This window comes from Periweissella ghanensis (assembly GCF_918814755.1).
Taxonomy (GTDB): domain Bacteria; phylum Bacillota; class Bacilli; order Lactobacillales; family Lactobacillaceae; genus Periweissella; species Periweissella ghanensis.
Window position 1 is genome coordinate 1 of record NZ_CAKKNT010000027.1, and the last position, 22,690, is coordinate 22,690.

21 protein-coding genes are annotated in these 22,690 nt (G+C 40.7%); 17 read left to right on the plus strand and 4 right to left on the minus strand.

Going from position 1 to position 22,690, the window contains the following annotated elements:
* Window positions 1-575: 575 nt before the first annotated feature.
* On the plus strand, window positions 576-1,619 hold the full coding sequence (locus LQZ76_RS08070; protein WP_230099214.1) for a 2,3-butanediol dehydrogenase: 1,044 nt from the start codon (window positions 576-578) through the stop codon (window positions 1,617-1,619).
* A gap of 128 nt (window positions 1,620-1,747) precedes the next feature.
* Window positions 1,748-3,733: a hypothetical protein gene (locus LQZ76_RS08075; RefSeq protein ID WP_230099215.1), complete on the plus strand. Its 1,986-nt coding sequence runs from the start codon at window positions 1,748-1,750 to the stop codon at window positions 3,731-3,733.
* Between the two features lie 252 nt (window positions 3,734-3,985).
* Here the strand turns inward: LQZ76_RS08075 and LQZ76_RS08080 are convergent, their stop codons facing one another.
* The 3 genes from LQZ76_RS08080 to LQZ76_RS08090 all read right to left on the minus strand — a co-directional run bounded on the left by LQZ76_RS08080 (window position 3,986) and on the right by LQZ76_RS08090 (window position 6,508).
* Window positions 3,986-4,807, minus strand: a complete 822-nt coding sequence (locus tag LQZ76_RS08080; RefSeq protein WP_230099216.1) for an SPFH domain-containing protein — start codon at window positions 4,805-4,807, stop codon at window positions 3,986-3,988.
* Between the two features lie 12 nt (window positions 4,808-4,819).
* Entirely contained in the window at window positions 4,820-5,161 is a 342-nt protein-coding gene (locus tag LQZ76_RS08085; RefSeq protein ID WP_230099217.1) for a type II toxin-antitoxin system antitoxin, read from the minus strand.
* 135 nt (window positions 5,162-5,296) lie between these two features.
* Window positions 5,297-6,508 carry an aminotransferase-like domain-containing protein gene (locus LQZ76_RS08090; protein WP_230099218.1) on the minus strand — a complete coding sequence of 404 codons (1,212 nt, stop codon included), beginning with the start codon at window positions 6,506-6,508 and terminating at the stop codon, window positions 5,297-5,299.
* 147 nt (window positions 6,509-6,655) lie between these two features.
* Between LQZ76_RS08090 and xerC the strand changes: the two genes are divergently transcribed.
* The 4 genes from xerC (at window position 6,656) to LQZ76_RS08110 (ending at window position 9,939) form a co-directional block, all read left to right on the plus strand.
* Window positions 6,656-7,564, plus strand: a complete 909-nt coding sequence (gene xerC / locus LQZ76_RS08095; protein WP_230099219.1) for a tyrosine recombinase XerC — start codon at window positions 6,656-6,658, stop codon at window positions 7,562-7,564.
* A gap of 94 nt (window positions 7,565-7,658) precedes the next feature.
* On the plus strand, window positions 7,659-8,540 hold the full coding sequence (locus LQZ76_RS08100; RefSeq protein ID WP_230099220.1) for an aldose 1-epimerase family protein: 882 nt from the start codon (window positions 7,659-7,661) through the stop codon (window positions 8,538-8,540).
* 82 nt (window positions 8,541-8,622) lie between these two features.
* A complete protein-coding gene (plsY, locus tag LQZ76_RS08105) occupies window positions 8,623-9,234 on the plus strand; it encodes a glycerol-3-phosphate 1-O-acyltransferase PlsY (protein ID WP_230099221.1) in 612 nt (203 codons plus the stop codon).
* Window positions 9,235-9,357: 123 nt separating this feature from the next.
* The gene (locus LQZ76_RS08110; protein ID WP_230099222.1) at window positions 9,358-9,939 is read left to right on the plus strand and encodes an HD domain-containing protein; all 582 of its coding nucleotides are present in this window, start codon (window positions 9,358-9,360) and stop codon (window positions 9,937-9,939) included.
* A 38-nt stretch (window positions 9,940-9,977) separates the two neighbouring features.
* On the opposite strand, the gene def is transcribed toward LQZ76_RS08110, so the two are convergent.
* Window positions 9,978-10,538 carry a peptide deformylase gene (gene def, locus LQZ76_RS08115; protein ID WP_230099223.1) on the minus strand — a complete coding sequence of 187 codons (561 nt, stop codon included), beginning with the start codon at window positions 10,536-10,538 and terminating at the stop codon, window positions 9,978-9,980.
* 221 nt (window positions 10,539-10,759) lie between these two features.
* Between def and pdhA the strand changes: the two genes are divergently transcribed.
* The 11 genes from pdhA to rbfA all read left to right on the plus strand — a co-directional run bounded on the left by pdhA (window position 10,760) and on the right by rbfA (window position 22,552).
* On the plus strand, window positions 10,760-11,872 hold the full coding sequence (gene pdhA / locus LQZ76_RS08120; protein ID WP_230099224.1) for a pyruvate dehydrogenase (acetyl-transferring) E1 component subunit alpha: 1,113 nt from the start codon (window positions 10,760-10,762) through the stop codon (window positions 11,870-11,872).
* Between the two features lie 2 nt (window positions 11,873-11,874).
* Window positions 11,875-12,855: an alpha-ketoacid dehydrogenase subunit beta gene (locus LQZ76_RS08125; RefSeq protein WP_230099225.1), complete on the plus strand. Its 981-nt coding sequence runs from the start codon at window positions 11,875-11,877 to the stop codon at window positions 12,853-12,855.
* Window positions 12,856-12,867: 12 nt separating this feature from the next.
* Complete coding sequence (locus LQZ76_RS08130) at window positions 12,868-14,202, plus strand: 2-oxo acid dehydrogenase subunit E2 (RefSeq protein WP_230099226.1); 1,335 nt, start codon at window positions 12,868-12,870, stop codon at window positions 14,200-14,202.
* A gap of 4 nt (window positions 14,203-14,206) precedes the next feature.
* Window positions 14,207-15,619 carry a dihydrolipoyl dehydrogenase gene (lpdA, locus tag LQZ76_RS08135; RefSeq protein WP_230099227.1) on the plus strand — a complete coding sequence of 471 codons (1,413 nt, stop codon included), beginning with the start codon at window positions 14,207-14,209 and terminating at the stop codon, window positions 15,617-15,619.
* Window positions 15,620-16,022: 403 nt separating this feature from the next.
* Window positions 16,023-17,396: an amino acid permease gene (locus tag LQZ76_RS08140; RefSeq protein WP_230099228.1), complete on the plus strand. Its 1,374-nt coding sequence runs from the start codon at window positions 16,023-16,025 to the stop codon at window positions 17,394-17,396.
* A gap of 157 nt (window positions 17,397-17,553) precedes the next feature.
* On the plus strand, window positions 17,554-18,030 hold the full coding sequence (rimP, locus tag LQZ76_RS08145) for a ribosome maturation factor RimP (RefSeq protein WP_230099229.1): 477 nt from the start codon (window positions 17,554-17,556) through the stop codon (window positions 18,028-18,030).
* A gap of 27 nt (window positions 18,031-18,057) precedes the next feature.
* Entirely contained in the window at window positions 18,058-19,230 is a 1,173-nt protein-coding gene (gene nusA / locus LQZ76_RS08150) for a transcription termination factor NusA (protein WP_230099230.1), read from the plus strand.
* Between the two features lie 35 nt (window positions 19,231-19,265).
* Window positions 19,266-19,565: an RNase P modulator RnpM gene (gene rnpM, locus LQZ76_RS08155; RefSeq protein WP_290368174.1), complete on the plus strand. Its 300-nt coding sequence runs from the start codon at window positions 19,266-19,268 to the stop codon at window positions 19,563-19,565.
* Entirely contained in the window at window positions 19,555-19,875 is a 321-nt protein-coding gene (locus LQZ76_RS08160) for a L7Ae/L30e/S12e/Gadd45 family ribosomal protein (RefSeq protein ID WP_230099231.1), read from the plus strand. Before rnpM ends, LQZ76_RS08160 begins: the two co-directional genes overlap by 11 nt.
* Window positions 19,876-19,882: 7 nt before the next feature.
* Window positions 19,883-22,144, plus strand: coding sequence for a translation initiation factor IF-2 (gene infB, locus LQZ76_RS08165; RefSeq protein ID WP_230099232.1), 2,262 nt, complete (start codon window positions 19,883-19,885; stop codon window positions 22,142-22,144).
* Between the two features lie 54 nt (window positions 22,145-22,198).
* Entirely contained in the window at window positions 22,199-22,552 is a 354-nt protein-coding gene (rbfA, locus tag LQZ76_RS08170; RefSeq protein WP_168721022.1) for a 30S ribosome-binding factor RbfA, read from the plus strand.
* Window positions 22,553-22,690 lie beyond the last annotated feature (138 nt).

Consider the following 22,690-nt stretch of genomic DNA (forward strand, 5'->3'; position numbering starts at 1 on the left):
ATTAAAAGGTATTCTTGTACCATTTTTAGTTTAAATTCTTTTGAAAATTTTTTCATAATAAAACACCCCAAAAGTTGACCTTGCTTGGTCCAACTTTTGGGGTGCATATCATTTCGAATATATCGGACTTCTGGAGCGCGTTTTGGCAGCAAATTACTACCAGAAAAGCGTTATGTCACAGCCCTTTTTTAATTTATTCAGTATAGTTTTGATTATTTTAATTACATTAAGTACTGAAGTTCGATTATTTATTTTAGAAAAACGAGTAATTCTTAATTGATTGATATAAAATGAGCAATCTCGCTAATAAATACTATAAGTTAAAAGTATTAGATGAGGTAGATTTAATATTATTTTATTTCAGGTATTAATATGGTTTAAACCTTGATTTAAAAGACTTTAAAGCGTTTTTTACATACTTTAAATATTAAATTTATATAAAGATAAAAATAAGTATAGCTTTTAATTTTATTTGGTAGTATTATAAATGCATAGCTTGATTGTTATTACTTTCACAAAAGTTTTAACAGAAAAAAGAAGCTAAACTAATAAATTACTTAGAAGAGGTATGAATCATGAAAGCAGCAGTATGGCACGGTGTTAAAGACGTTCGAGTTGAAGAAGTAGAATTGAAACCATTAAAGGATGACGAAGTTGTAGTTCGCGTTGCTTGGGCTGGTATCTGTGGTTCTGACTTGCACGAATACTTGGAAGGACCAGTTTTCATTCCAGTTGACAAAGCTGAAGAATTAACTGGTGGTCTTGCACCATTGACAATGGGTCACGAATTTTCAGGGGTTATCGACAAAGTGGGTGCTAACGTAACTGATTGGAAAGTTGGCGATCACGTATCAATCAACCCAACTGTTACTCATGAAATTCGTCCTGACGGTGATGATGTGTACGATGGTTACGCCTTTATTGGTTTGAGTACAGATGGTGGCTTTGCTTCATTTGCTAACGTTCCTGCAAAGAACTTGCTTCGCTTGCCACAAGACTTCCCATTGGACTTGGCGGCTACTATCGAACCAACTGCTGTTGCCGTTCAAGCCGTTAAAGAAGGTGACTTGAAGTTTGGTGAAACTGTTGCTATCTTCGGTGCGGGCCCAATCGGGGTGTTAGTTGCTGCGGCTGCCAAAGCTGCCGGTGCCACTAAGATTATCGCCGTTGACTTGTCAGAAGTTCGTTTGCAAAAAGCGCTTGAAATGGGTGCTACTGATGTTATCAACCCAGCTGAAGTGAACGCTGTTGAAAAGATCAAAGAACTTGTTCCTGGTGGGGTTGATGTATCATTTGAAGTTGCCGGTGTGCAACCAACTTTTGAACAAGCTATTGACGCTACCAAGGCTCGTGGTAACTTGGTTATCGTTTCAATCTTTGCTCGTCCAATTCAATTCGACCCAATGCAATTGATGAACGCCGGTGTTAAGGTTACTACGACGATTGCTTACTCAAAGAAGACCTTCCAACAAACGGTTGACTTGGTAACTAGTGGTCAAATCGATGTTAAGCCAGTTATTACTAAGAAAATTGAACTTGACCAAATCGTAACTGATGGTTTTGACGCCCTTGTTGCTGACAAATCACAAGCTAAGATCTTGGTTGACTTCACTAAGTAATTAGTTAAAAGTAAATAATTAAAAATCGCCCTTGATATTCAAGGACGATTTTTTTGTGCTAAGATTAAAGATAGTTAATTATTATTTAGAATTTTAACCCCCGCAATAAATTAATTGGAGTGTCTTTAATGAAACGAGCAATCCCCCTTGCTAAAATCGCTAACCGTGGTTTACTGATTTCAGTTAGCACGCTATTAGCGCTCAGTAGTAGTAATTTAACCCATCATGCAACCGGTACAACCGCCATAACGGCTCATGCCGCGATTCAAAATCCCCGACAGGCGTTACAAAATGCGATTAATGCGGGTAAGCAATATACCCGAAAATACTATACGGTCGTAACCTTTAATCGTTTGCAACAAGCGTTGATACAAGCTGAAATTACTAATAACAACCCCCGTAGTACTGCAGCTCAGCTCAATAGTGCATTACTAAATTTAAATAATGCAATGGCGCATATTGGGCGGATTCCGGTAGCCCCCATTGCACCAGGGATTAAAGTGAATTTACAAAATGCGTTAGTAAGAGCCCAAGCTTTTACCCCTAAATATTACACGTCAACGTCATATGGTCGCTTAAAGCAAGCGATTAATGATGCCCAAGCCGTGTTATATTTTTGGCCGGCAACGGCAAGTCAATATGTGACATATACGAATGCGTTAAATAACGCGATGCAAACAATTGAACGCTTACCGGCTGATAAGACTGATTTAGTGGCAACAATTAATGCGACTAAACAATTTACCTTAGCATTTTACACCAGTGCTTCAGTAGCAAAGCTACAGACGGCTTTGAATAATGCGATGCAAATTAATAACAATTCGAACGTGCAAATGTGGAAAGTGTTACAAGCGACTAGTAATCTGCAGGCGGCAATGCAACAAATGACGCGGCAACCACGAACTCGGGTAGAATTAACGAGCTTATTACAACAAGCCACTCAAATTGTTAAATTTCCGGGAGCTTGGAAAGTGAAGGCCACAGATAAGTTTGGGACGTGGTATACCCAAGCAAGCGTTAGTGCCGTAGCCAATCAATTACCAATGGCGATGCAGGCATATACGAATCGTCAAGCTTCAGTTGCTGACGTCACGAATGCGTATATTTGGCTCACCAAAACGCTCGCTAATTTGGAACCAGTGACCGGTCCATTTACGCTCCAACAACCAGCACCAATAACGATGTCGCTGTTAACGTTTAAAAACAATCCCACGATTTTTACATTACCAAGTATGAGTGGTAGTAATGGTCAAGTTCAAGCCGGTAATATTAACTGGCATGTTAATGTAACGACGATGATTAATGGGCAACAGTATAACCTTATTACCAATTTAACGAATGCGCTGAAGGTGATGACGCCTGGTCAATATACGTTAACATATATGGTTAGTGGTGGCACAGGGAATACTGCCGTGACTAATACGATAACGCGGGTCCTTAATTTAACCGCCGATGGCCAAAATAATTTTAATAATCCGACATATCATTTTGGTTTAGCACCGACAACCACAATTACTAGGGATTCCAATATGTATTCAACGCTACCATATGCGCAATTGGCTGCTAATCCAGCGTTATATGATAACAATAATGCGCTCGTGGATCCGCAAGCATATCGTGTCAATTACCAAATTATGCTTGGGCAGCAAGCGTATGGTTTGTTTGATATGGCCGTTGACTATGCCTTACCAGGGTCATACCGGGTTAATTTTGCGGCCACAGGTGTTTATACGGGGCGGGCTTTGACGAATTTTACGCAAACGATGAATTTAAATGCGACTGATAACCGCAATGTGATTAATCCAAATGCCAATTATCAATTTGTTGGCTTAACCCCCGCCACCGTTTCAGGTAGTGATTATCAGACAATTTTAAAAAGTGGTGATAATGGGGATGCCTCATTTGATCCATTTTATGGAGTAGGGCTTGTGGATGCTCACCAACAAGCAGTCACAAATTATGGGACCGTCAATGTTTATTCTGATTGGGCCAAACTTGATTTTGGACAAGGTAATTATAATACCCCCGGCCAATACCAAGTTAAATACTATGCAATTGCCGCCGATGGGCATATGGTCGCTACTGGAACGCGCAGTATTACAATCATTAATTAGCGGGCCTATTAGAAAGCGTATTGATGCAGTAGCAAATAAATAGGAGCTGTGACAGAAGTCGGGCGATATCGAGAAATACACTAAATAACCGCTTTGAAGAATTTTCTTCAAGGCGGTTATTGTCGTATTTCGAATATATCGGACTTCTGGAGCGCGTTTTGGTAGCAATTTAGTACTTGAAAAGACTTCTGTCACGCTCCCTTAGTGTATCTAAGGGATATTAGGTTAAAGGTCTTTCAACCCCGAAGTAAATTACTGCTCAGTCGTTTGTTTAAACATTTTAGCTAGTGGGGCGAGTTGACCAAATTTAGCCGCATCATCGGTTGGAGCAACAATTAAGTTGGCATCAGATTGTGCCAGTTCTTGAAATGCTTGGATAGATTGATTCTGGAAAAAATTGTTATCAACTTGAGCTAGTGCTGCGGCCACCGTAGCAATCCGGGCGGCTTCGACTTCGGCTTTAATGCGAATTGATTCGGCTTCGGCCTTGGCAGTATTAACCATCGCTTCATTTTGCGCTTTATTTGAAAGTTGGATTGATTTGGCATTCCCTTCAGCTTGGGAAATTGTTGCCACCCGTTTCCGGTCAGCTTCTAGTTGGGTATCCATCGCGGCTTGAATGGAAGGGGATGGTTTTAATTCATCGATGTTTAAACGGTCAACATTAATCCCATAAATACTCGTTAAATCTCCAATCGCTTCACTTAATTCACGGTTGATTTGGGCAGTTGAACCTAACGCATCATTTAAGTCCATCCGACCAATGATATCACGTAAGTGGCCACGGACTAATTGGGCCATTGATTCAACAGAGTCGGTATTTTCATATTGGAACTTAACCGCATCAGTTACGTGGTAGTTAAGGGTGACGCTGGCTGAGATTTCCGCGTTATCTTTTGTAATCACTGAGTAATCCGGTAAGCGTACCGGGCGCATTGCGAGACTGACTTGGCGAACTTTTTGAACTAATGGAATGTAAAAATGTAAACCGGGATTAACACTTTTACTGTATTTACCAAGGGTTTCAACTAATCCTTGGCAATTTTGTGAGATGATTTTAATTCCAAATGGCATGATATGACACTCCTATTCGTGGGTCGTTAGTGATAAATCGGTCAGAATTAACACGTTATCTTGGACATTACTAATGAGATATTGATGTGTTGAATCAGGATGCGGACTATTGATAATGACAAAACGATAATAAATGCCCTTGACTTCGAGTAATTTTTGCTCGGGCGTTAGCTTGCTACCAGGGACAGTTAAACCGACAAAGCGCCGTTGTTCAAGTGAGCCTTCGCGTTCGATTGATTGCGAAAGCAAGGCGACGATACTACTATTAACACTTAAGTGTTGACGTTCTGCATAGGCTTCAACTTCGGCGAAAAGGTCGTAATCAATGCGCAGAAGAAATTGTTTTTTAGCCATGGCAAGGTCCTTTCGGTGAAATATGATATTATAACGCTATCAAAGTGATATCACTTTATTAGGGATATATTAACCTTTTATTGATTTAAAGTAAAATAAAAAAACCTGCCGTTAAACGACAAGTTTCTTAAGCACTTAATTTTGGGCTAAATAAGCATTGAAATACGTGGCTAATTGCTTAATGCCGGGTTCTATTTTTGCTAACGGAATGTTTGAATAATTTAACCGGGCACAATTAGTAATTTTGGAAACAGCATATTGTGGTTCGCTAGGTACAAAGACAATATGGGCTTCGGGTAATAAAGTATCGTGCATAAATTTATTTAAGTCCAAGCCTTCAGGGCCAGTTAACCAAAGGAAAAAGCCGCCTTCCGGTTCAGTAAATTTGATTTCAGCCGGCATATATTTTTGAAGCGCCGTAACCATCGCATGACACTTTTCAGCATAGACTGGTTTCATTTTGTTGATGTGTTCATCAAGGTCGTTAGTAGTTAGATAATCCGCCAATGCCTCCATCGTCATATTAGGTGATTGGACGTCATTAGCGGATTTTAAACCAGCTAATTCGCCGAGCATTTCATGATCAGCAACAAGGTAACCAACACGTAGACCAGGGGATAAGATTTTTGAAAAACTTGAGACAAATAAAACTCGGTGTGCGGTGTCAAAACTTTGAATGGTTGGTAATTCTTCACCCCGGTAACGTAAATCACGGTAGGGTGAATCTTCCAAAATATAGAAATCATATGCAACTGCTAGTTCCGCCAATCGTTGGCGTTTAGCGGTACTTAAAGTAATTCCCGTGGGATTTTGAAAATCTGGAATCGTGTAAAGGAGTTTAATCCGATTAGCCCCGCGATTAGCCTTTAAAGCAGCTTCTAAGTGATCGACGTTTAAACCATCAGCCTCCATGGGGATTTCATAATATGTTGGCGCATAACTTTCAAAAGCTGAAATCGCACCAACATAAGTCGGTCCTTCTAAAGCTAAGCCATCGCCGGGATTAATGAATAATCGCGTAATTAAATCAATTGCTTGTTGACCACCTTGAGTGATAAGAATATCATCAGCCGTTATGGGAACACCTGCCCGCTGGGTGTGACGCTGTGCTAAAATAGAACGTAATGCAACGGGCCCTTTGGCATCAGTATATTGAAAAATTCCTGGCGTATTGGCACTAATCGCTCGGGCAAAAGCTGCGGAGATATCCGCACTTGGGAACAATTGTTGGTCGGGGTAACCACCAGCAAAAGATGTGTTTGCCGGATTTGAACTTTCAATAAATAATTCTGCCAAGACAGAGCTATCGTAGTTAATAACTCGATCGGCGAAGTTCTGATTTTTCATAAAAGGCCTCGTTAATTTAAATTTTATAATATTTGCAATAATCATCCATAAGATTAAAAAATGATTATAATATCCTACATTTTAATTGTAGCTTATTAACTAAAAAAATTACAACTATTTTTTCTTGCAGCAAAAATTGGAGATGAAATGTTAAAAGAATTAAAACTATTTTTACAATATTTAGCAGTTGAACGCCGTTTTTCACCAGAAACCCTTAAAGCATATCAACAAGATTTAAAATTGTTTGCCCAATTTTGTCAAAGTGAACTCGGACCAATAAGTTGGACAGAGGTTGATGGCAATTTGATTAGGGCGTGGATGAGTCAATTATACGATCAAAAACTCGCAGCCACGACCATTAATCGCAAACTAAGCTCGTTACGGTCGTTTTATCAATTTTTGATTAATAATCAGTTAGCAACGCAAAATCCGTTTGCAGAAGTCCAAGTTAAGCAACAACCCCAACATCTACCCCATTATTTTCGTGAACCAGAATTGGCGACATTATTTAAAACGGTTAATGAGCAACCAACCCCTTTTAAAGAACGCAATGTTGCCTTGCTTGAGTTGCTATACGGCACCGGCATGCGGGTGTCTGAAGTAGCAAATTTAACGCTGGGGCAAATTGATTTTGGCCGAGAAATGATTCACGTCTATGGTAAAGGGGGCAAAGAGCGTTTTGTGCCTTTAGGATCGTATGCAAAAAAAGCTTTAATTACCTATATTAATGGACTACGAATGACCTTAATGGCGCAACACCAAACCGTGCATGAAGTCGTGTTTATTAATCGGTTAGGGGCACCGATTTCAAGTGCGGGGATTGAATATGTCCTCAAACAAGTTATGAAAGCCACCGGTTTAGGTAATGAGATGCATCCACACATGTTTCGCCATACCTATGCAACTGATTTATTAAATAATGGGGCAGATTTACGGAGTGTTCAGGAACTATTAGGCCACGCAAATTTAAGTACGACCCAAATTTACACGCATATTAGCCGTGAACAACTCCAAGCCGATTATCGCAAGTACTTTCCGCGTGCTAACCACGAATGAAAGCGCTAAAATTTTTTAAAATCCACCGTGAATTAATTTAATTTTGTGATAAACTAAGTACTGGAAATTAAACTAATGAGAGTAGGAACGGTTGATGACAGTACGTATTGAAAACGATAATTTAATTGTTGAAATTCACGAACATGGAGCTGAATTGCAAAGTGTGCGCCGAAAGGACAGTGATTTAGAATATATTTGGCAAGCTGATCCTAAATATTGGAATCGGCATGCCCCCGTCCTCTTTCCAATTGTTGGTCGTCTTAAAAATAATCAATATGAATATGAGGGCAATACATACTATTTAAGTCAACATGGTTTTGCCCGTGATTTGAATTTTATCGTCGTTGAACAAAGCGCAACACATGCGGTTTTTGAACTTCGTGATTCACCATTGACGAAAAATCTCTATCCGTTTAGCTTTCATTTTCAAATTCGCTACACCTTAACTGCTGATGATACGGTTAAGATGGAATATTTTGTTCATAATCCTGGTGAAACACCAATTTATTTTCAAGTTGGTGGGCACCCAGCGTTTAACGTTCCAATGGAAGCTGGCCACAAATTTACGGATTATTATGTGAACGTCGATCCTGTGAAAGAATACGATCGCGTTAAATTAGTTGGCCCATATTCTGATCCAGAACACATGGGCACGTTTAACCCACGGATTCCTTTACGGTTACGGTATGATGACTATAAGGAAGACGCGATTATTTTATCATTGAATCAAGAGCCAACTTCATTAATTTTAGCACGTCTTGATGCTTCACATGGGGTTACCATGCACTTAGAAGATGCGAAGTACGTTGGTATTTGGTCACCATATGGTAAAGATGCTCCATTTATTTGTCTTGAACCATGGTGGGGGCTTGCGGATAAATTAGATGCTGATGGTGACATTACCCATAAATTTGCAATTAATAAATTAGAAGGCCACCAAGACTATTCTGCTAACTGGAGTTTGGCATTCTTTTAAAAAAATTAAAAAATAACCGTCCCGAAGAGATGTTAATATGCTATACTAATCCAGTTAATTTTGTGAAAGTTGGTATATTACTTTGGAATTAGTAATTTTATGTATTGTTAGTTACTTTATTGGTTCATTGCCGTTTGGGTACTGGATTGGGAAGGTCTTTTATGGCCGCGATATTCGAACGGAAGGTTCTGGTAACATTGGAACTACTAATACATTACGTGTCCTTGGGCCAGTGGCCGGGATTGCGGTTTTGTTACTTGATTTATTTAAAGGCACTTTGGCTGGAGCGTTACCAGCATTAGTTGGTTTGCACCACATTAATCCGTTTATTACTGGTTTTTTTGCTATTATTGGTCATACGTTTAGTATTTGGTTAAAATTCAAAGGTGGCAAGGCGGTTGCAACATCTGCGGGGGTTTTGATTGCTTATAACCCATTTTTCTTCGCAGTTGCGGTAATTACACTTGTTACGATGTTGCTGTTATTTAGCATGATGAGTTTAGGGTCAATTATGGGCTTTATCATGGTAACGACGGCAGCAGCGTTACGCCATGATTGGGTTCTAACGGCGATTGCCGGGGCCTTAACAATTTTTGTTGTTTATCGGCACCGCGAAAATATTAAGCGGATTGTTCAAGGTAAAGAAAGTCTCATGCATTTTGGCTTGTATTACTGGCTAACTAAAAATAAATAATTGGTTCATTAAAGAGCCGGCTTGAAATTTATTTCAGGCCGGCTTTTTTTGTACGAGTCGTTTCATGCGGCAATAAGCTATGATTAGATTATAATTAAGTTATCAAAAGTGAGGAGGTTTAAGATGACAACACCTTTAATTGACGCTGCCCAAGCATACGCACTACGAGTCCACGCTAAGCAAACCCGCAAAGGTAAGGCGACACCATTTACTGAACACTTAAAAGCGGTGGCCACGATTGTTAGTAGTTTGACAGATGATGAGGTACTTATCGCAACGGCTTGGCTCCATGATACAGTTGAAGATACGCCGACCACGATAGTTGATATTGAACGTGAATTTGGCACAGAAGTTGCCAAGTATGTCGCGATGGAAACTGAAAATAAACGGTCAGAAACAGCTGAAAATTTGACTTGGCGGCTCCGCAAGGAAGAACAAATTAACCATCTTGCCGCGTTAACCGGTATTGAACAAAAAATTTATACCGTTGCCTTTGCCGATAAATTGGCTAATTTACGTGAAATTAAAACCGATTTAGACCAGGAAGGTCCGCTTGTTTGGCAACGGTTCAATAATCAAGATATGGTGGCGCAACGTTGGTACTATCAATCCTTTGCTGACATTGTTGGTAATTGGCCAGTGGTTGGTGAAAATCCCCAATATGTTGAACTGCAAGAACTAATTACACAAATTTGGCCACAATAAAAGCCATCCCAAATTGGCATGGCTTTATTTGCTAAATATTACTTAATGTACTTAGTATCAGGATTTTCATTCCAAGGACTAGCTTGGTTAATGTGGTCGTAGTACAACACCCCATGTAAGTGATCGATTTCGTGTTGGAAAACGATGGCAGGGTAGTCTTTAAGGCGAATTTTAACAGTTTCACCAGCTAAGTTTTGGTAACGAACAGTGATGCGGTCGTGACGGGGCACAAAGCCCGGCACATCTTCATCAACTGAAAGACAACCTTCACCCATATCAAGGGCCCCATCTTGTACAGAGTGTGAAATAATTACTGGATTTGAGATGACACCTTTAAAAATGGGTTCGTCATCCTCGTATTCACCGGGCACCAAGATGGCTGCCATCCGCTTTGATACGCCAACTTGCGGTGCTGCAAGACCAACACCGGGCCGAAGTTTGTATTTTTCGTTTTCCTTTTCATCTTGACTGATTACTAAGTATTCCATCATATCAGCAGCAAGCTTTTGATCTTCAGCTGATAAAGGAAATTCAACATCAGCAGCCTCTTGACGTAACACTGGGTTACCATCGCGAGTGATATCTTTCATTAAATACATGTGAAGCCTCCAAAAATTTAGATATTAATTAACTAATTTTACCCTTAAAAAACCATTGATGCAAGAAATGAAAATGTTATGGATATATTACTATAAACCACTTGCAATATAAGAATGGTTATTCTATTATAGTGGTGTAGATGAAACCGCTTACATTTATCTTGGTGCATTTACCAATAAAGTGATGTATTTATATTTTTACAAAAGAAAGGACTTTAACTATGAGTGAAGTGAAGTTTGTGGATTTTGTTGCAAAAAAGAATGATTTACAAGATCAAGCAAAACCATTACAAGTTGTTAATGGTAAAGGAGAAATTGTAAACCAAGAAGTTTTCGACAAATACAGTGATGAAGACTTAGTAAAATTTATGAAATTAATGGTTTGGGAACGGACATTGCACCAACGTTCAAATGCGTTAACACGTCAAGGTCGCCTTGGCTTCTATGCCCCAACAGAAGGGCAAGAAGCTAGTGAAATGGGATCACAATTGGCATTTAAGCCATCTGATTTCATGTTACCTGCATATCGTGATATTCCTCAATTAATTCAACATGGGTTACCAATTTGGAAAGCCTTTCTATGGTCTCGCGGTCACGTTTTAGGTAATGATTACACCGATGAAAATGTCCAAGCACTTTCACCACAAATCATTATCGGAGCCCAATACATTGAAACGGCTGGTGTCGCTTTAGGTATCAAGAAGAACAAGACAGAAGATACGGTAGCCTTTACTTACACTGGTGATGGTGGGACTTCGCAAGGGGACTTCTACGAAGGGATTAACTTTGCAGGGGCTTTCCAAGTGCCAGCTGTGTTCTTTATCCAAAATAATGGATACGCTATCTCAGTACCACGTCGTGTGCAAACTGCCGCAGTAACTTTGGCCCAAAAAGGGATGGCCGCTGGGATTCCGTACGTTCAAGTTGATGGGATGGACTTCTTAGCTGTTTATGAAACTGCTAAGGCTGCCCGTGAATATGCTGCTGCCGGTAATGGTCCAGTCTTAATTGAAACCTTAACCTTCCGTTTTGGCCCGCACACGAACGCTGGGGATGACCCTAAGCGTTACCGGACACCAGAAGAAGAACAACCATGGTTTGATAATGATCCATTAATTCGTTACCGTAAGCTTTTAACTGACAAGGGTCTTTGGTCAGAAGATATTGAAAATGCTTACGTTGATGAAGTAAAAGAAGAAATTAAAGACGCCGTTAAGAAGGCAGATGAAGCTCCTAAACAAAAGATTTCAGAATTTTTGGAAAATGTCTTTGAAGTGCCAACTCCAGAAATTGCGGAACAAATTAAAGCGTTTAAGGCAAAGGAGGCTAAGTAATTATGGCTACAATGAGTTATATTCAAGCAATTACAGATGCATTACGCACCCAATTGAAAAATGATGATAAGACATTAGTTTTTGGTGAAGACGTTGGTAAAAACGGTGGGGTTTTCCGGGCAACTGATGGTTTGCAAGCTGAATTTGGTGAAGATCGGGTCTTTGATACTCCCTTAGCTGAATCCGGAATTATTGGTTTGTCAACCGGATTAGCTTTACAAGGTTTCCGACCAATTCCAGAAATTCAATTCTTTGGTTTTGTGTTTGAAGCGATGGACCAAATTGCCGGTCAATTATCACGGACTCGTTACCGGACAAACGGGACAGTCAATGTGCCAGTTACGATTCGCTCACCATTTGGTGGTGGGACGCACACGCCTGAAATGCACGCCGACTCATTAGAAGCCATGGTGGCATCAGTGCCAGGATTACGGGTAGTAACACCATCAAATCCATATGACGCTAAAGGTTTGTTAATTTCAGCTATTAAAAACAATGACCCCGTGGTCTTTTTGGAAAACTTGAAGCTTTACCGTTCAATGAAAGCCGATGTTCCTGAAGGTGAATATGAAGTACCTTTGGATAAAGCGAATGTTGTTCGTGAAGGAACTGACTTAACGATTATTGCTTATTCAGCTGAAGTAAACGAAAGTTTGAAAGTTGCAGAAAAATTGGAAAAAGAAGGCAAGTCTGTCGAAGTTGTTGACTTACGTTCATTGGCCCCAATTGATTTTGAAACGATTGTGAAATCAGCTGAAAAAACGCACCGGGTCTTGGTTGTTCAAGAAGCGCAACGACTTGCCGGTGTGGCATCAAAAGTTGTATCTGAAATTTCAGAACGAGCCATTCTTTCATTAGATGCACCTATCGGTCGTGTTTCAGCACCCGATACAATTTACCCATTTGGTTTGGCTGAAGATGACTGGCTTCCAAATGCTGAAGATATCGAAGCTAAAGCGCGCGAAATTTTAGAATTTAATTAGGAGGCGATCATAATGGCGTTTGAATTTAAATTGCCAGAGCTTGGTGAAGGTTTACATGAAGGTGAAGTCGCTTCTTGGCTAGTCCAAGTTGGAGATCATGTTGATGAAGACGATGGTTTAGTCGAAATTCAAAATGATAAATCTGTCGAAGAATTACCATCACCAGTTAGTGGTACAATCAAAGAAATTAAGATTCAAGAAGGTGAAACGGCAACTGTTGGCGATGTTATCGTGATTATTGACGATGGCTCAGGGGATACAGCAGCTGCACCTACAACAGCACCGGCTGAAGCAACACCAGCGCCAGCTCCTGTTGCCCCAGCTACTCCAGCTCAACCGGCACCTACACCGGTCCAACCCGCACCAGCAGCACCGGCGCAACCAACGGCAAATGTTCGGGTGGCTAAACCAGGTGAAATTATCTTAGCGATGCCATCAGTACGTCAATTTGCCCGTCAACAAGGCGTTGATATCTCATTGGTACCGGCTACTGGTAAGCATGGTCAAATCTTGAAGGCTGATGTTGAAGCGTTTGCTGCTGGTGGTGCCCAACCAGCGCCAGCCACAGCACCGACTGCAACAACCCCAACTGCTGTTGCACCTAAGCCAGCAGCACCTAAGGCGGCTGTAACGAGTGAAACCGTCCTTGAAACCCGTGAAAAGATGTCAATGACGCGTAAAGCAATTGCAAAGGCGATGGTGACATCTAAACACACGGCGCCACACGTTACTTTGTTTGATGAAGTTGAAGTAACTGCCTTGATGACGAACCGTAAGAAGTACAAGGCTGTGGCCGCTGAGAAGGATATCAAGTTGACATTCTTACCATACATTGTTAAAGCTTTAACGGCGGTGTTAAAGGCTTACCCAGTGTTTAACTCATCAATTGATGATGTAACAGAAGAAATTGTTACAAAACACTACTACAATATCGGAATTGCGACTGATACTGAACATGGCCTATATGTGCCAAACATTAAAGACGCTGAACGAAAGAACCTCTTTGAAATTGCAAGTGAAATTTCAGAAAACACGGCCAAGGCACAAGATGGTAAATTAGGGGCAGCTGATATGCGGAATGGTTCAATTACCATTAGTAACATTGGTTCAATTGGTGGTGGTTGGTTTACACCAGTTATCAATTACCCTGAGGTTGCGATTATTGGGGTTGGTAAGATTGTTAAAGAACCAATTGTTGATGAAAATGGTGAAATTGCAGTCGGCCAAATGTTGAAACTTTCAATTAGTTTTGACCACCGTTTAATCGATGGTGGAACAGCGCAACGGGCAATGAACTTACTTAAACGCTTATTGCATGATCCAGAATTGTTGTTGATGGAGGGATAGTAGAATGGTCGTAGGAGATTTTGCAGAAGAACGGCAAACGATTATTGTTGGAGCAGGCCCTGGAGGTTATGTTGCTGCAATTCGGGCCGCTGAACTCGGTCAAAAAGTTATGATTGTTGAACGTGAACACATTGGTGGCGTTTGTTTGAACGTGGGTTGTATCCCATCTAAAGCGCTCATTAGTGCTGGTCACCGTTATCAACTTGCCCAAAGTGAAATGTTTGGGGTGGCCCTTGGGGATGCGACACTTGATTTTGCTAAAACCCAAGATTGGAAGCAAAATGAAGTTATCAATCGCTTAACTGGTGGAGTTGAAATGCTCTTAAAGAAGCATAAGGTTGAAATCGTCGAAGGGGAAGTTTACATGCACGACGATCATACCCTACGAGTAATGAGCGAAACTAATGATACTGCTGCCCAAACATATAAGTTTGAAAACTTGATTTTGGCTACTGGTTCACGGCCAATTGAAATTCCAAACTTTAAGTTTGCTGGTCGCGTACTTGATTCAACTGGTGCTTTGGCATTAACTGAAGTACCTAAAGAATTAGTTGTGATTGGTGGTGGTTATATTGGGGCGGAATTAGCCGGGGCCTATGCTAACCTTGGCGCTCACGTGACCATCCTTGAAGGTTCACCAGCAATCTTACCTAACTTTGAAAAAGATATGGTTGATGTTGTTAAAAAGGAATTGAAGGCTAAGGGGATTGATATTCATACTAATGCCCTTGCTAAAAATTCTGTTCAAACTGACGACCATGTGGCAGTAACCTACGAGATTGATGGTAAGGAAGAAACCATCAATGCCGATTACTGCTTAGTTACGGTAGGACGCCGACCAAACACTGATAACATGGGCCTTGAATACACGGGAGTTAAGGTTGGTGCTAAAGGCTTGATTGAAGTTGATAATCAAGGCCGGACATCTGTACCTAATATCTATGCAATTGGGGACATTGTTCCTGGAGCTGCTTTGGCCCACAAAGCTTTCTTTGAAGCTAAGGTGGCCGCTGCAGCGATTAGTGGCGATACCGCCGCTGCAGTTGATTACCTCGGGATTCCGGCAGTATGTTTCACCGATCCCGAATTAGCAACGGTTGGTTTGACGGTTGCTGAGGCTAAGGATAAAGGCTTAAAAGCTAAAGGTTACAAATTCCCATTTGCTGGAAATGGCCGGGCGATGACTTTAGGCCAACCGGAAGGATTTGTGCGAATTGTAACTGATGATCAAGGAACTGTGCTCGGGGGTCAAATTGTTGGTCCAGGAGCATCAGATTTAATTGCTGAATTAACGTTAGCCGTTAATAGTGCCATGAATATTGAAGACGTTGCTTTAACGATTCATGCGCACCCAACATTGGCTGAAGTTATCGGTGAAGCAGCTGATGCCGCGATTGGTTTCCCAACGCATATGTAATTTAATGTTAATAAAAAACTCGCAAATCCAACTGTTTGCTAGTTTTTTTATATAGCATTTAATATAAAAACGAACATTAATAGATATTATATTAAAATAAGTTCACTTTATTTTATTTAATAGTTGACAACGGAAGAACAAGGTCCTAATATAATAAACATCAAGTTACTTATCGGTGAAGAAAGAGCAGTAATAGTTAATATTAATCACAGGGAGCTTACGATAGTGAAAAGTAAGTATTAATGGATTATTATTGGGAGCTTTTGGAGACAAGGACTTAACACGTAATTAAGTTGCTCAGCACGCTGAGAATTAGGGTGGAACCGCGTTAATTTAACGTCCCTATGTCAAATTTAATTTGGCATGGGGACTTTTTTTGTCCTCATGCAAGTGAGGTGGAATTATGCAACAAGAAACAAATGAGTTAGCACGAGCACTAACACCACGGCATATCCAAATGATTGCCATTGGTGGTGCGATTGGGACGGGGTTATTCCTTGGATCAGGAACGGCGATTAAAGAAGCCGGTCCGGCCATCATCTTAGCCTACATTATTACTGGGATTTTCTGTTATTTAATGATGCGCGCGATTGGGGAACTCCTCTTATCAAATGTCAAAATCCGTTCATTTATTGATTTTGTGCGCATTTACTTAGGCCCTCGTTGGGAGTTTGTGACTGGTTGGGCGTATTGGTTATGTTGGACGAGTTTAGCAATGGCCGATTTAACAGCGAGTGGGATTTATTTACGTTACTGGTTTCCAGCATTACCCCAATGGATTACGCCATTAATTGTCATTATTGCTTTACTAGCGATTAATTTGATGAATGTTGGTTGGTTTGGTGAGATGGAATCAGCCTTTGCCGGGATTAAGGTTATTGCAATTCTAGCGTTAATTATCGTCGGAGCGATTATGATCTTTACCGGTTTTCATGCTGGTGATAACGTTGCGTCATTTGCTAATTTGTATCAACATGGTGGCTTTTTTGCCACTGGGATGAGTGGTTTCTTATTGGCCTTTCCGCTCGTAATCTTTGCGTTTACGGGGATTGAAATGGTTGGCTTAACGGCAGGTGAAACGGAACATCCAGAAGTCGATTTACCGAAAGCGATTAACGCCGTGCCAGTTCGGATTGGCTTGTTCTATGTTGGTGCGGTCTTAGTTATTATGTGTATCTATCCTTGGAACTCATTAAGTGGTGCCCAAAGTCCCTTCGTGCAAGTATTTGCCGGCATTGGGATTAAAGCGGCCGCCGGGATTGTTAACTTTGTTGTTTTAACATCCGCTATGTCAGCGGCTAATAGTGCGATTTTTAGTACAAGTCGCACGATGTATGTGATGGCGCAAAATAACCATGCCCCGAAATGGTTTGCGAAATTGAGTAAACAACATGTACCGGTGAATGCTTTGATTACGTCAGCTTTATTCCTATTAACGATTGTGTTATTGAACTACTTTGTACCAAGCCAAATTTTTGTGATTATTTCGGGGGTTGCCACAATTAGCTTTATCTTTGTTTGGTTGATTTTGCTAGTGACGCATTTGAAGTACCGCCGCGTTACTAAGGAGTTGGCGACATACCAAATGCCAGGGTTCCCAGTGTTAAACTATTTAACAATTGCGTTTTTCGTCGGGGTGTTAGTTGTATTGATGTTCCAAGCAGATACCCGGATTTCAGTTATTGGGACGGCAATCTTTGTTCTATTGTTATTAGTTGCATACAACTTTACTAGTAAAAAGGCCGCAGCGGCTAAAACGCAGCTAGATGCCAAATAAGCACTTAATGGATTATTCTTGTAATTTACCAAGATTGATGCTAATATAAAAAGTGTTCAAATATAACTCTTAATTGAGTGGGCAAATTAATTTTTGCCCGCTCATTTTTTTAAAATAAATTTGATAGTAATCCAAAGCATTGAAGGAGGGATAGTTCGTGGCTAATGACGTTGTCGAAAAAATTACCGAGTTGGTAACCCCAATTATTACTGCAAAGGGCTTCTCTTTGTGGGACGTTGAGTTTGTAAAGGAAGGCCGTGAAATGTTTTTACGGATCTTTATTGACAAGCCCGGCGGTATTACGATGGATGACATTGTACTAGCAACTAATGAGATTAGCGAAATGTTGGATGTGGTTGATCCTGACCCAATTCCCCAAGCATACATGCTTGAAATCTCATCACCCGGAGCTGAACGGCCATTAAAGACCCCTGAAGATCTCGAATGGGCGCAAGGTCAATATGTGCACGTTTCACTCTATCAAAAATTAGATGGGGTCAAAGATTATGAAGGTGATTTAGTATCTGTTACTGATGAAGCTTTAACTTTGAACTATCTTGACAAAACGCGTAAGAAAAGTGTTGAGATTCCACGTGACATGATTGCCAAAGCGCGTTTAGCAATTAAATTTTAATGTAGAAAAGACGGAAGGTAAAAAATCATGAGTAAAGAATTACTTGCAGCTCTTGATGCCCTTGAAGAAGAAAAAGGCGTAAAAAAAGCAATCGTAATTGAATCATTGGAAGCCGCTCTTGAAGCAGCTTACAAGCGTAACTATGACCAAGCACAAAATGTTGAAGTGAGCTTCGACCAAAAGAAGGGTGATATTAGTGTTATCGCCGTTAAAGAAGTCGTTGAAGATGAAGAATTTTGGGATGAAAACACCCAAGTTGCTTTAAAGGAAGCTTTGGAAATGAACCGTGCCTACGAAGTTGGGGATGAAATTCGTTTTAAGGTTACTCCAAAAGACTTTGGTCGGATTGCCGCTCAAACTGCTAAACAAGTAATTATCCAACGTGTTCGTGAAGCTGAACGGGCCATCGTGTATGACAAGTTTGCACAATACGAAAACGAAATTATTAGTGGTGAAGTTGAACGCCAAGATAGCCGTTACCTCTTTGTTACTCTTCCAGGTAACCAAGAAGCGGTTATGACAAGCCAAGACCAAATGCCAAATGAAAGTTACCAAATGCACGACCGGATTAAAGTATTGGTTTCAAAAGTTGAAAACAATGCTAAAGGTCCACAAGTGTTCGTTTCACGGACGCACGCTGATTTGGTTAAGCGTTTATTTGAACAAGAAGTTCCTGAAGTATACGATGGTACTGTTGAAATTAAGAGCATTGCTCGTGAAGCTGGTGACCGTAGTAAGATTGCGGTTAAATCAAACAACCCTGATTTAGATCCAGTTGGTACGATGGTTGGTCAACGCGGAGTTCGTGTACAAGCCGTTGTGACTGAATTATCAGGTGAAAACATGGATATTGTTGAATGGTCAGAAGATCCAGCAACTTTCATCGTTAACGCCTTGAACCCAGCGGAAGTATTAAACGTTATCGTTGATCCATTAAACGAACGTGCCGTAACCGTGATTGTGCCTGACAACCAATTGTCATTAGCAATCGGTAAGCGTGGACAAAATGCGCGTTTGGCAGCTCGTTTGACAAACTTCAAGATTGACATCAAGCCTGAATCAGAAGCCGAAAACTTCTATGCAGAACACGAAGCTAAGGTTGCTCAAGCAGCCGCAGCTCCACAAGTAACTGCAGAAGCCGTGGTTGAACCAGAAGGTGTTGACGCTGATTTTGCAAGTGATTTATTTGATGCAGAATAGTCGATAAGTTAAAGTGAAAGAGGAGGAAAAGAACAGTGAAACCTCGGAAAATTCCTATGCGTAAAGATGTTGTTACCGGTGAAATGTTCCCTAAAAAGGACTTGGTACGGGTAGTTAAAGACAACGAAGATAATGTCAGTATTGATGCGACTGGTAAAGCTAATGGTCGTGGAGCTTACATTAACTTAGATGTAACCATTGCACAACAAGCTTTCAAAAAACGCATTCTTGATAAAGCTCTTGGTGTTAAAATCAGTGATGATTTTTATGAAGAGTTAATTGCATATGTTGATCATCAACAGGCACGAAAGGAATTGTTTGGCGATGCCAAGTAATGCAACTAAAGTTTTACAATTATTAGGTCTTGCACGACGCGCTGGTGCGTTGATTACGGGGGAAGAAATGGTGTTAAAAGCCGTTCGGAACCACAAAGCTCATTTAGTCTTAATTGCTAGTGATACTGGTAAGAGTACTTTTAAGAAAATTACTGATAAAGCTAGTTTTTATAATGTTGCAGTCATTGCCGATTATGATCGGGCAACTTTAAGTGATGCAACCGGAATGGCGCGATCAATATATGCCATCAATAATGCAGGATTCGCAAAGAAGATAAAGGAAGTTAACAATACCGAAAAAGGAGAGTGAGCAATATATGGCAAAACGGATCTATGAATTAGCTAAGGAACTTAATGTCTCATCAAAGGACATGGTTAGCGCTGCTGAAACTAAAGGTTTTAGCGTGAAAAACCACATGTCAACGATGGGTGCTAATGAAGAGCGGTACTTACGTGAGTATTTTGGCAAAAAAGAAGGGGCGACATCTAAAACCCCAACTAATAAGCCGCAAACAACTAAGGAAAATACCTCAAAGCCAACGCCTTCTAAACCTGCGCAAAAGTCAGCTGACCGACCTGCAAAAGCCGCCTCAAAGCGTAATGTTAATGTGGATAATATGGACACAAAATCAACAAATGAAAACCGCCCAAGTCGCGGTAACAACAATAATAACAACAATAATCGTAGCAACAACCGTGGTGGTCGCAGCGATTGGAACAATAACGGTGGTAACAACCGCCATGGTAAGAAGGGTAAACGTAACTTTAAGAGTAACAATGGCCCTGCTAAAGTCTTACCACAACGTAAAGACCAACCACTTCCAGAAGTATTGGTTTACTCTGTTGGAATGAACGTGCAAGATATCGCGAAGTTAATTCACCGTGATACTGCAGAAATCATCAAGAAGTTATTCATGCTTGGCGTAATGGTTAACCAAAACCAAAGCTTGGATGCTGAAACAATTGAAATTTTGGCTGCGGACTACGGTATCGCTGCTGAAGAAAAAATTGAAGTTGACGTGGCTGATACTGATAAGTTCTTCAAGGAAGCCCAAAACAACACTGAAAATGCTACACCACGCCCACCAGTAGTTACCATCATGGGACACGTTGACCACGGTAAAACTACTTTACTTGACTACCTCCGTAACTCACACGTTACTGAAGGTGAAGCTGGTGGTATCACACAACACATCGGGGCTTACCAAGTTAAAGCTGATGACCGAATCATTACTTTCCTTGATACTCCTGGACACGCGGCCTTTACTGCCATGCGTGCTCGTGGAGCGGATGTGACTGATATTACAATCTTAGTTGTGGCAGCTGATGATGGTGTTATGCCACAAACTATCGAAGCAATCAACCACGCAAAGGCAGCCAAGACACCAATTATCGTGGCTGTTAACAAGATTGATAAGCCAGGTGCTAACCCTGAAAACGTTATGAACCAATTGATGCAATATGAATTGATTCCTGAAGAATTCGGTGGTGATACTATCTTTGTTAAGATCTCAGCTAAGTTCGGTCAAAATGTTGACGAATTACTTGAAATGATCTTACTTCAATCTGATGTGCTTGAACTTACTGCTAACCCTAAGCAAAATGGGGCTGGTTCAGTTATTGAAGCACGTCTTGACAAGGGTCGTGGACCAATCGCTACCTTGCTTGTTCAACAAGGTACATTACGTGTTGGGGATCCAATCGTTGTGGGTAACACATACGGTCGTGTCCGGACAATGACGAATGACCGTGGTCGTCGTATCAAGGAAGCAACGCCATCAACACCAGTTGAAATTACTGGTTTGAACGATGTGCCTGATTCAGGTGATTTATTCATCGTCTTTGATGATGAAAAGACTGCGCGTGCCGCTGGTGAAGAACGTGCTAAACGTGCTTTATTAGCTAACCGTCACCGTAATAACGTGGTTTCTGTGTCAGACTTGTTTAGCAAGATGGCTGATAAAGAAATCAAGTCAGTGCCAGTTATCATCAAGGCCGACGTGCAAGGTTCTGTTGAAGCCTTAGCCGGATCATTCCGTAAGATTGATGTTGATGGTGTTAAGGTTGATATCGTCCACACTGCGGTTGGTGCGATTAACGAATCAGATATCACATTGGCTGAAGCTTCAGGTGCGATTATTATTGGATTTAACGTCCGCCCAACACCACAAGCCCGTCAACAAGCTGATTCTGAAGAAGTTGATATCCGTCTTCACAACATTATCTATAACGCAATTGATGAAATTGAAGCAGCGATGAAGGGTCAACTTGAACCTGAATTCGAAGAAAAAATCATCGGTAACGTTGAAATTCGTGAATTGTTCAAGGTTTCTAAGGTCGGAACAATTGTCGGTGGTATGGTAATGAGTGGGGTTATCAAGCGTGACTCAAGCATTCGTTTAATCCGTGACAGTGTCGTAATTTACGAAGGTACTTTAGGATCATTGAAGCGCTTTAAGGATGACGTTAAGGAAGTTAAGAAGGGTTACGACCTTGGTTTAACGATCGAAAACTACAACGATGAAAAGATCGGTGATATCATCGAAGTCTTTGAAATGGTTGAAGTACCACGCAACTAATTATTAGTTTTAAGCGTAATCACTTTTGATTATTAACAGTAAAGGAGATTGCATATGCCACAAGGACATTATCGAGTAGGTCGTTTATCACAAGAAGTTCAACGTGAAGTAAACGACATTCTCTTAAAACGCGTCCGCGACCCACGGGTTCAAGACGTAACCGTTACCGGAGTTGAAGTTACTGGTGACTTACAACAAGCGACAATTTACTACAGTATCTATTCAGATTTAGCATCTGATGGTAAGAAGGCGCAAGCAGGTCTTGAAGCTTCAAGTGGATTAATTCGTCGTGAATTAGGTGCTCGTTTGAGTACTTACAAAATTCCAGAATTATTCTTTGAACGTGATAAGTCAGTCCAATATGGTGATCATATTGAAGCACTATTACGGGGCTTAAACAAAGATTAATTAAAAAGCTACTAGCAGAATTTAAATTGGCTCTTTGTCAAATGATGTTGATATTGAGTTTTTAGACTCTAAATCGTAAAAGATTTAGGGTCTTTTTTTATGCCAATTCTAATCGAATACGATTAAAAAAATTGGCTA

Excerpts from the sequence above, each read along its gene's own strand:
- LQZ76_RS08100 (WP_230099220.1), top strand. The coding sequence starts at position 7,659 with ATGACAGTACGTATTGAAAACGATAATTTAATTGTTGAAATTCACGAA.
- LQZ76_RS08085 (WP_230099217.1), bottom strand. The coding sequence starts at position 5,161 with ATGGCTAAAAAACAATTTCTTCTGCGCATTGATTACGACCTTTTCGCC.
- lpdA (WP_230099227.1), top strand. The coding sequence starts at position 14,207 with ATGGTCGTAGGAGATTTTGCAGAAGAACGGCAAACGATTATTGTTGGA.
- LQZ76_RS08130 (WP_230099226.1), top strand. The coding sequence starts at position 12,868 with ATGGCGTTTGAATTTAAATTGCCAGAGCTTGGTGAAGGTTTACATGAA.
- LQZ76_RS08070 (WP_230099214.1), top strand. The coding sequence starts at position 576 with ATGAAAGCAGCAGTATGGCACGGTGTTAAAGACGTTCGAGTTGAAGAA.
- nusA (WP_230099230.1), top strand. The coding sequence starts at position 18,058 with ATGAGTAAAGAATTACTTGCAGCTCTTGATGCCCTTGAAGAAGAAAAA.
- LQZ76_RS08140 (WP_230099228.1), top strand. The coding sequence starts at position 16,023 with ATGCAACAAGAAACAAATGAGTTAGCACGAGCACTAACACCACGGCAT.
- def (WP_230099223.1), bottom strand. The coding sequence starts at position 10,538 with ATGTATTTAATGAAAGATATCACTCGCGATGGTAACCCAGTGTTACGT.
- LQZ76_RS08160 (WP_230099231.1), top strand. The coding sequence starts at position 19,555 with ATGCCAAGTAATGCAACTAAAGTTTTACAATTATTAGGTCTTGCACGA.
- rbfA (WP_168721022.1), top strand. The coding sequence starts at position 22,199 with ATGCCACAAGGACATTATCGAGTAGGTCGTTTATCACAAGAAGTTCAA.
- infB (WP_230099232.1), top strand. The coding sequence starts at position 19,883 with ATGGCAAAACGGATCTATGAATTAGCTAAGGAACTTAATGTCTCATCA.
- LQZ76_RS08125 (WP_230099225.1), top strand. The coding sequence starts at position 11,875 with ATGGCTACAATGAGTTATATTCAAGCAATTACAGATGCATTACGCACC.
- pdhA (WP_230099224.1), top strand. The coding sequence starts at position 10,760 with ATGAGTGAAGTGAAGTTTGTGGATTTTGTTGCAAAAAAGAATGATTTA.
- LQZ76_RS08075 (WP_230099215.1), top strand. The coding sequence starts at position 1,748 with ATGAAACGAGCAATCCCCCTTGCTAAAATCGCTAACCGTGGTTTACTG.
- xerC (WP_230099219.1), top strand. The coding sequence starts at position 6,656 with ATGTTAAAAGAATTAAAACTATTTTTACAATATTTAGCAGTTGAACGC.
- LQZ76_RS08110 (WP_230099222.1), top strand. The coding sequence starts at position 9,358 with ATGACAACACCTTTAATTGACGCTGCCCAAGCATACGCACTACGAGTC.
- LQZ76_RS08080 (WP_230099216.1), bottom strand. The coding sequence starts at position 4,807 with ATGCCATTTGGAATTAAAATCATCTCACAAAATTGCCAAGGATTAGTT.
- LQZ76_RS08090 (WP_230099218.1), bottom strand. The coding sequence starts at position 6,508 with ATGAAAAATCAGAACTTCGCCGATCGAGTTATTAACTACGATAGCTCT.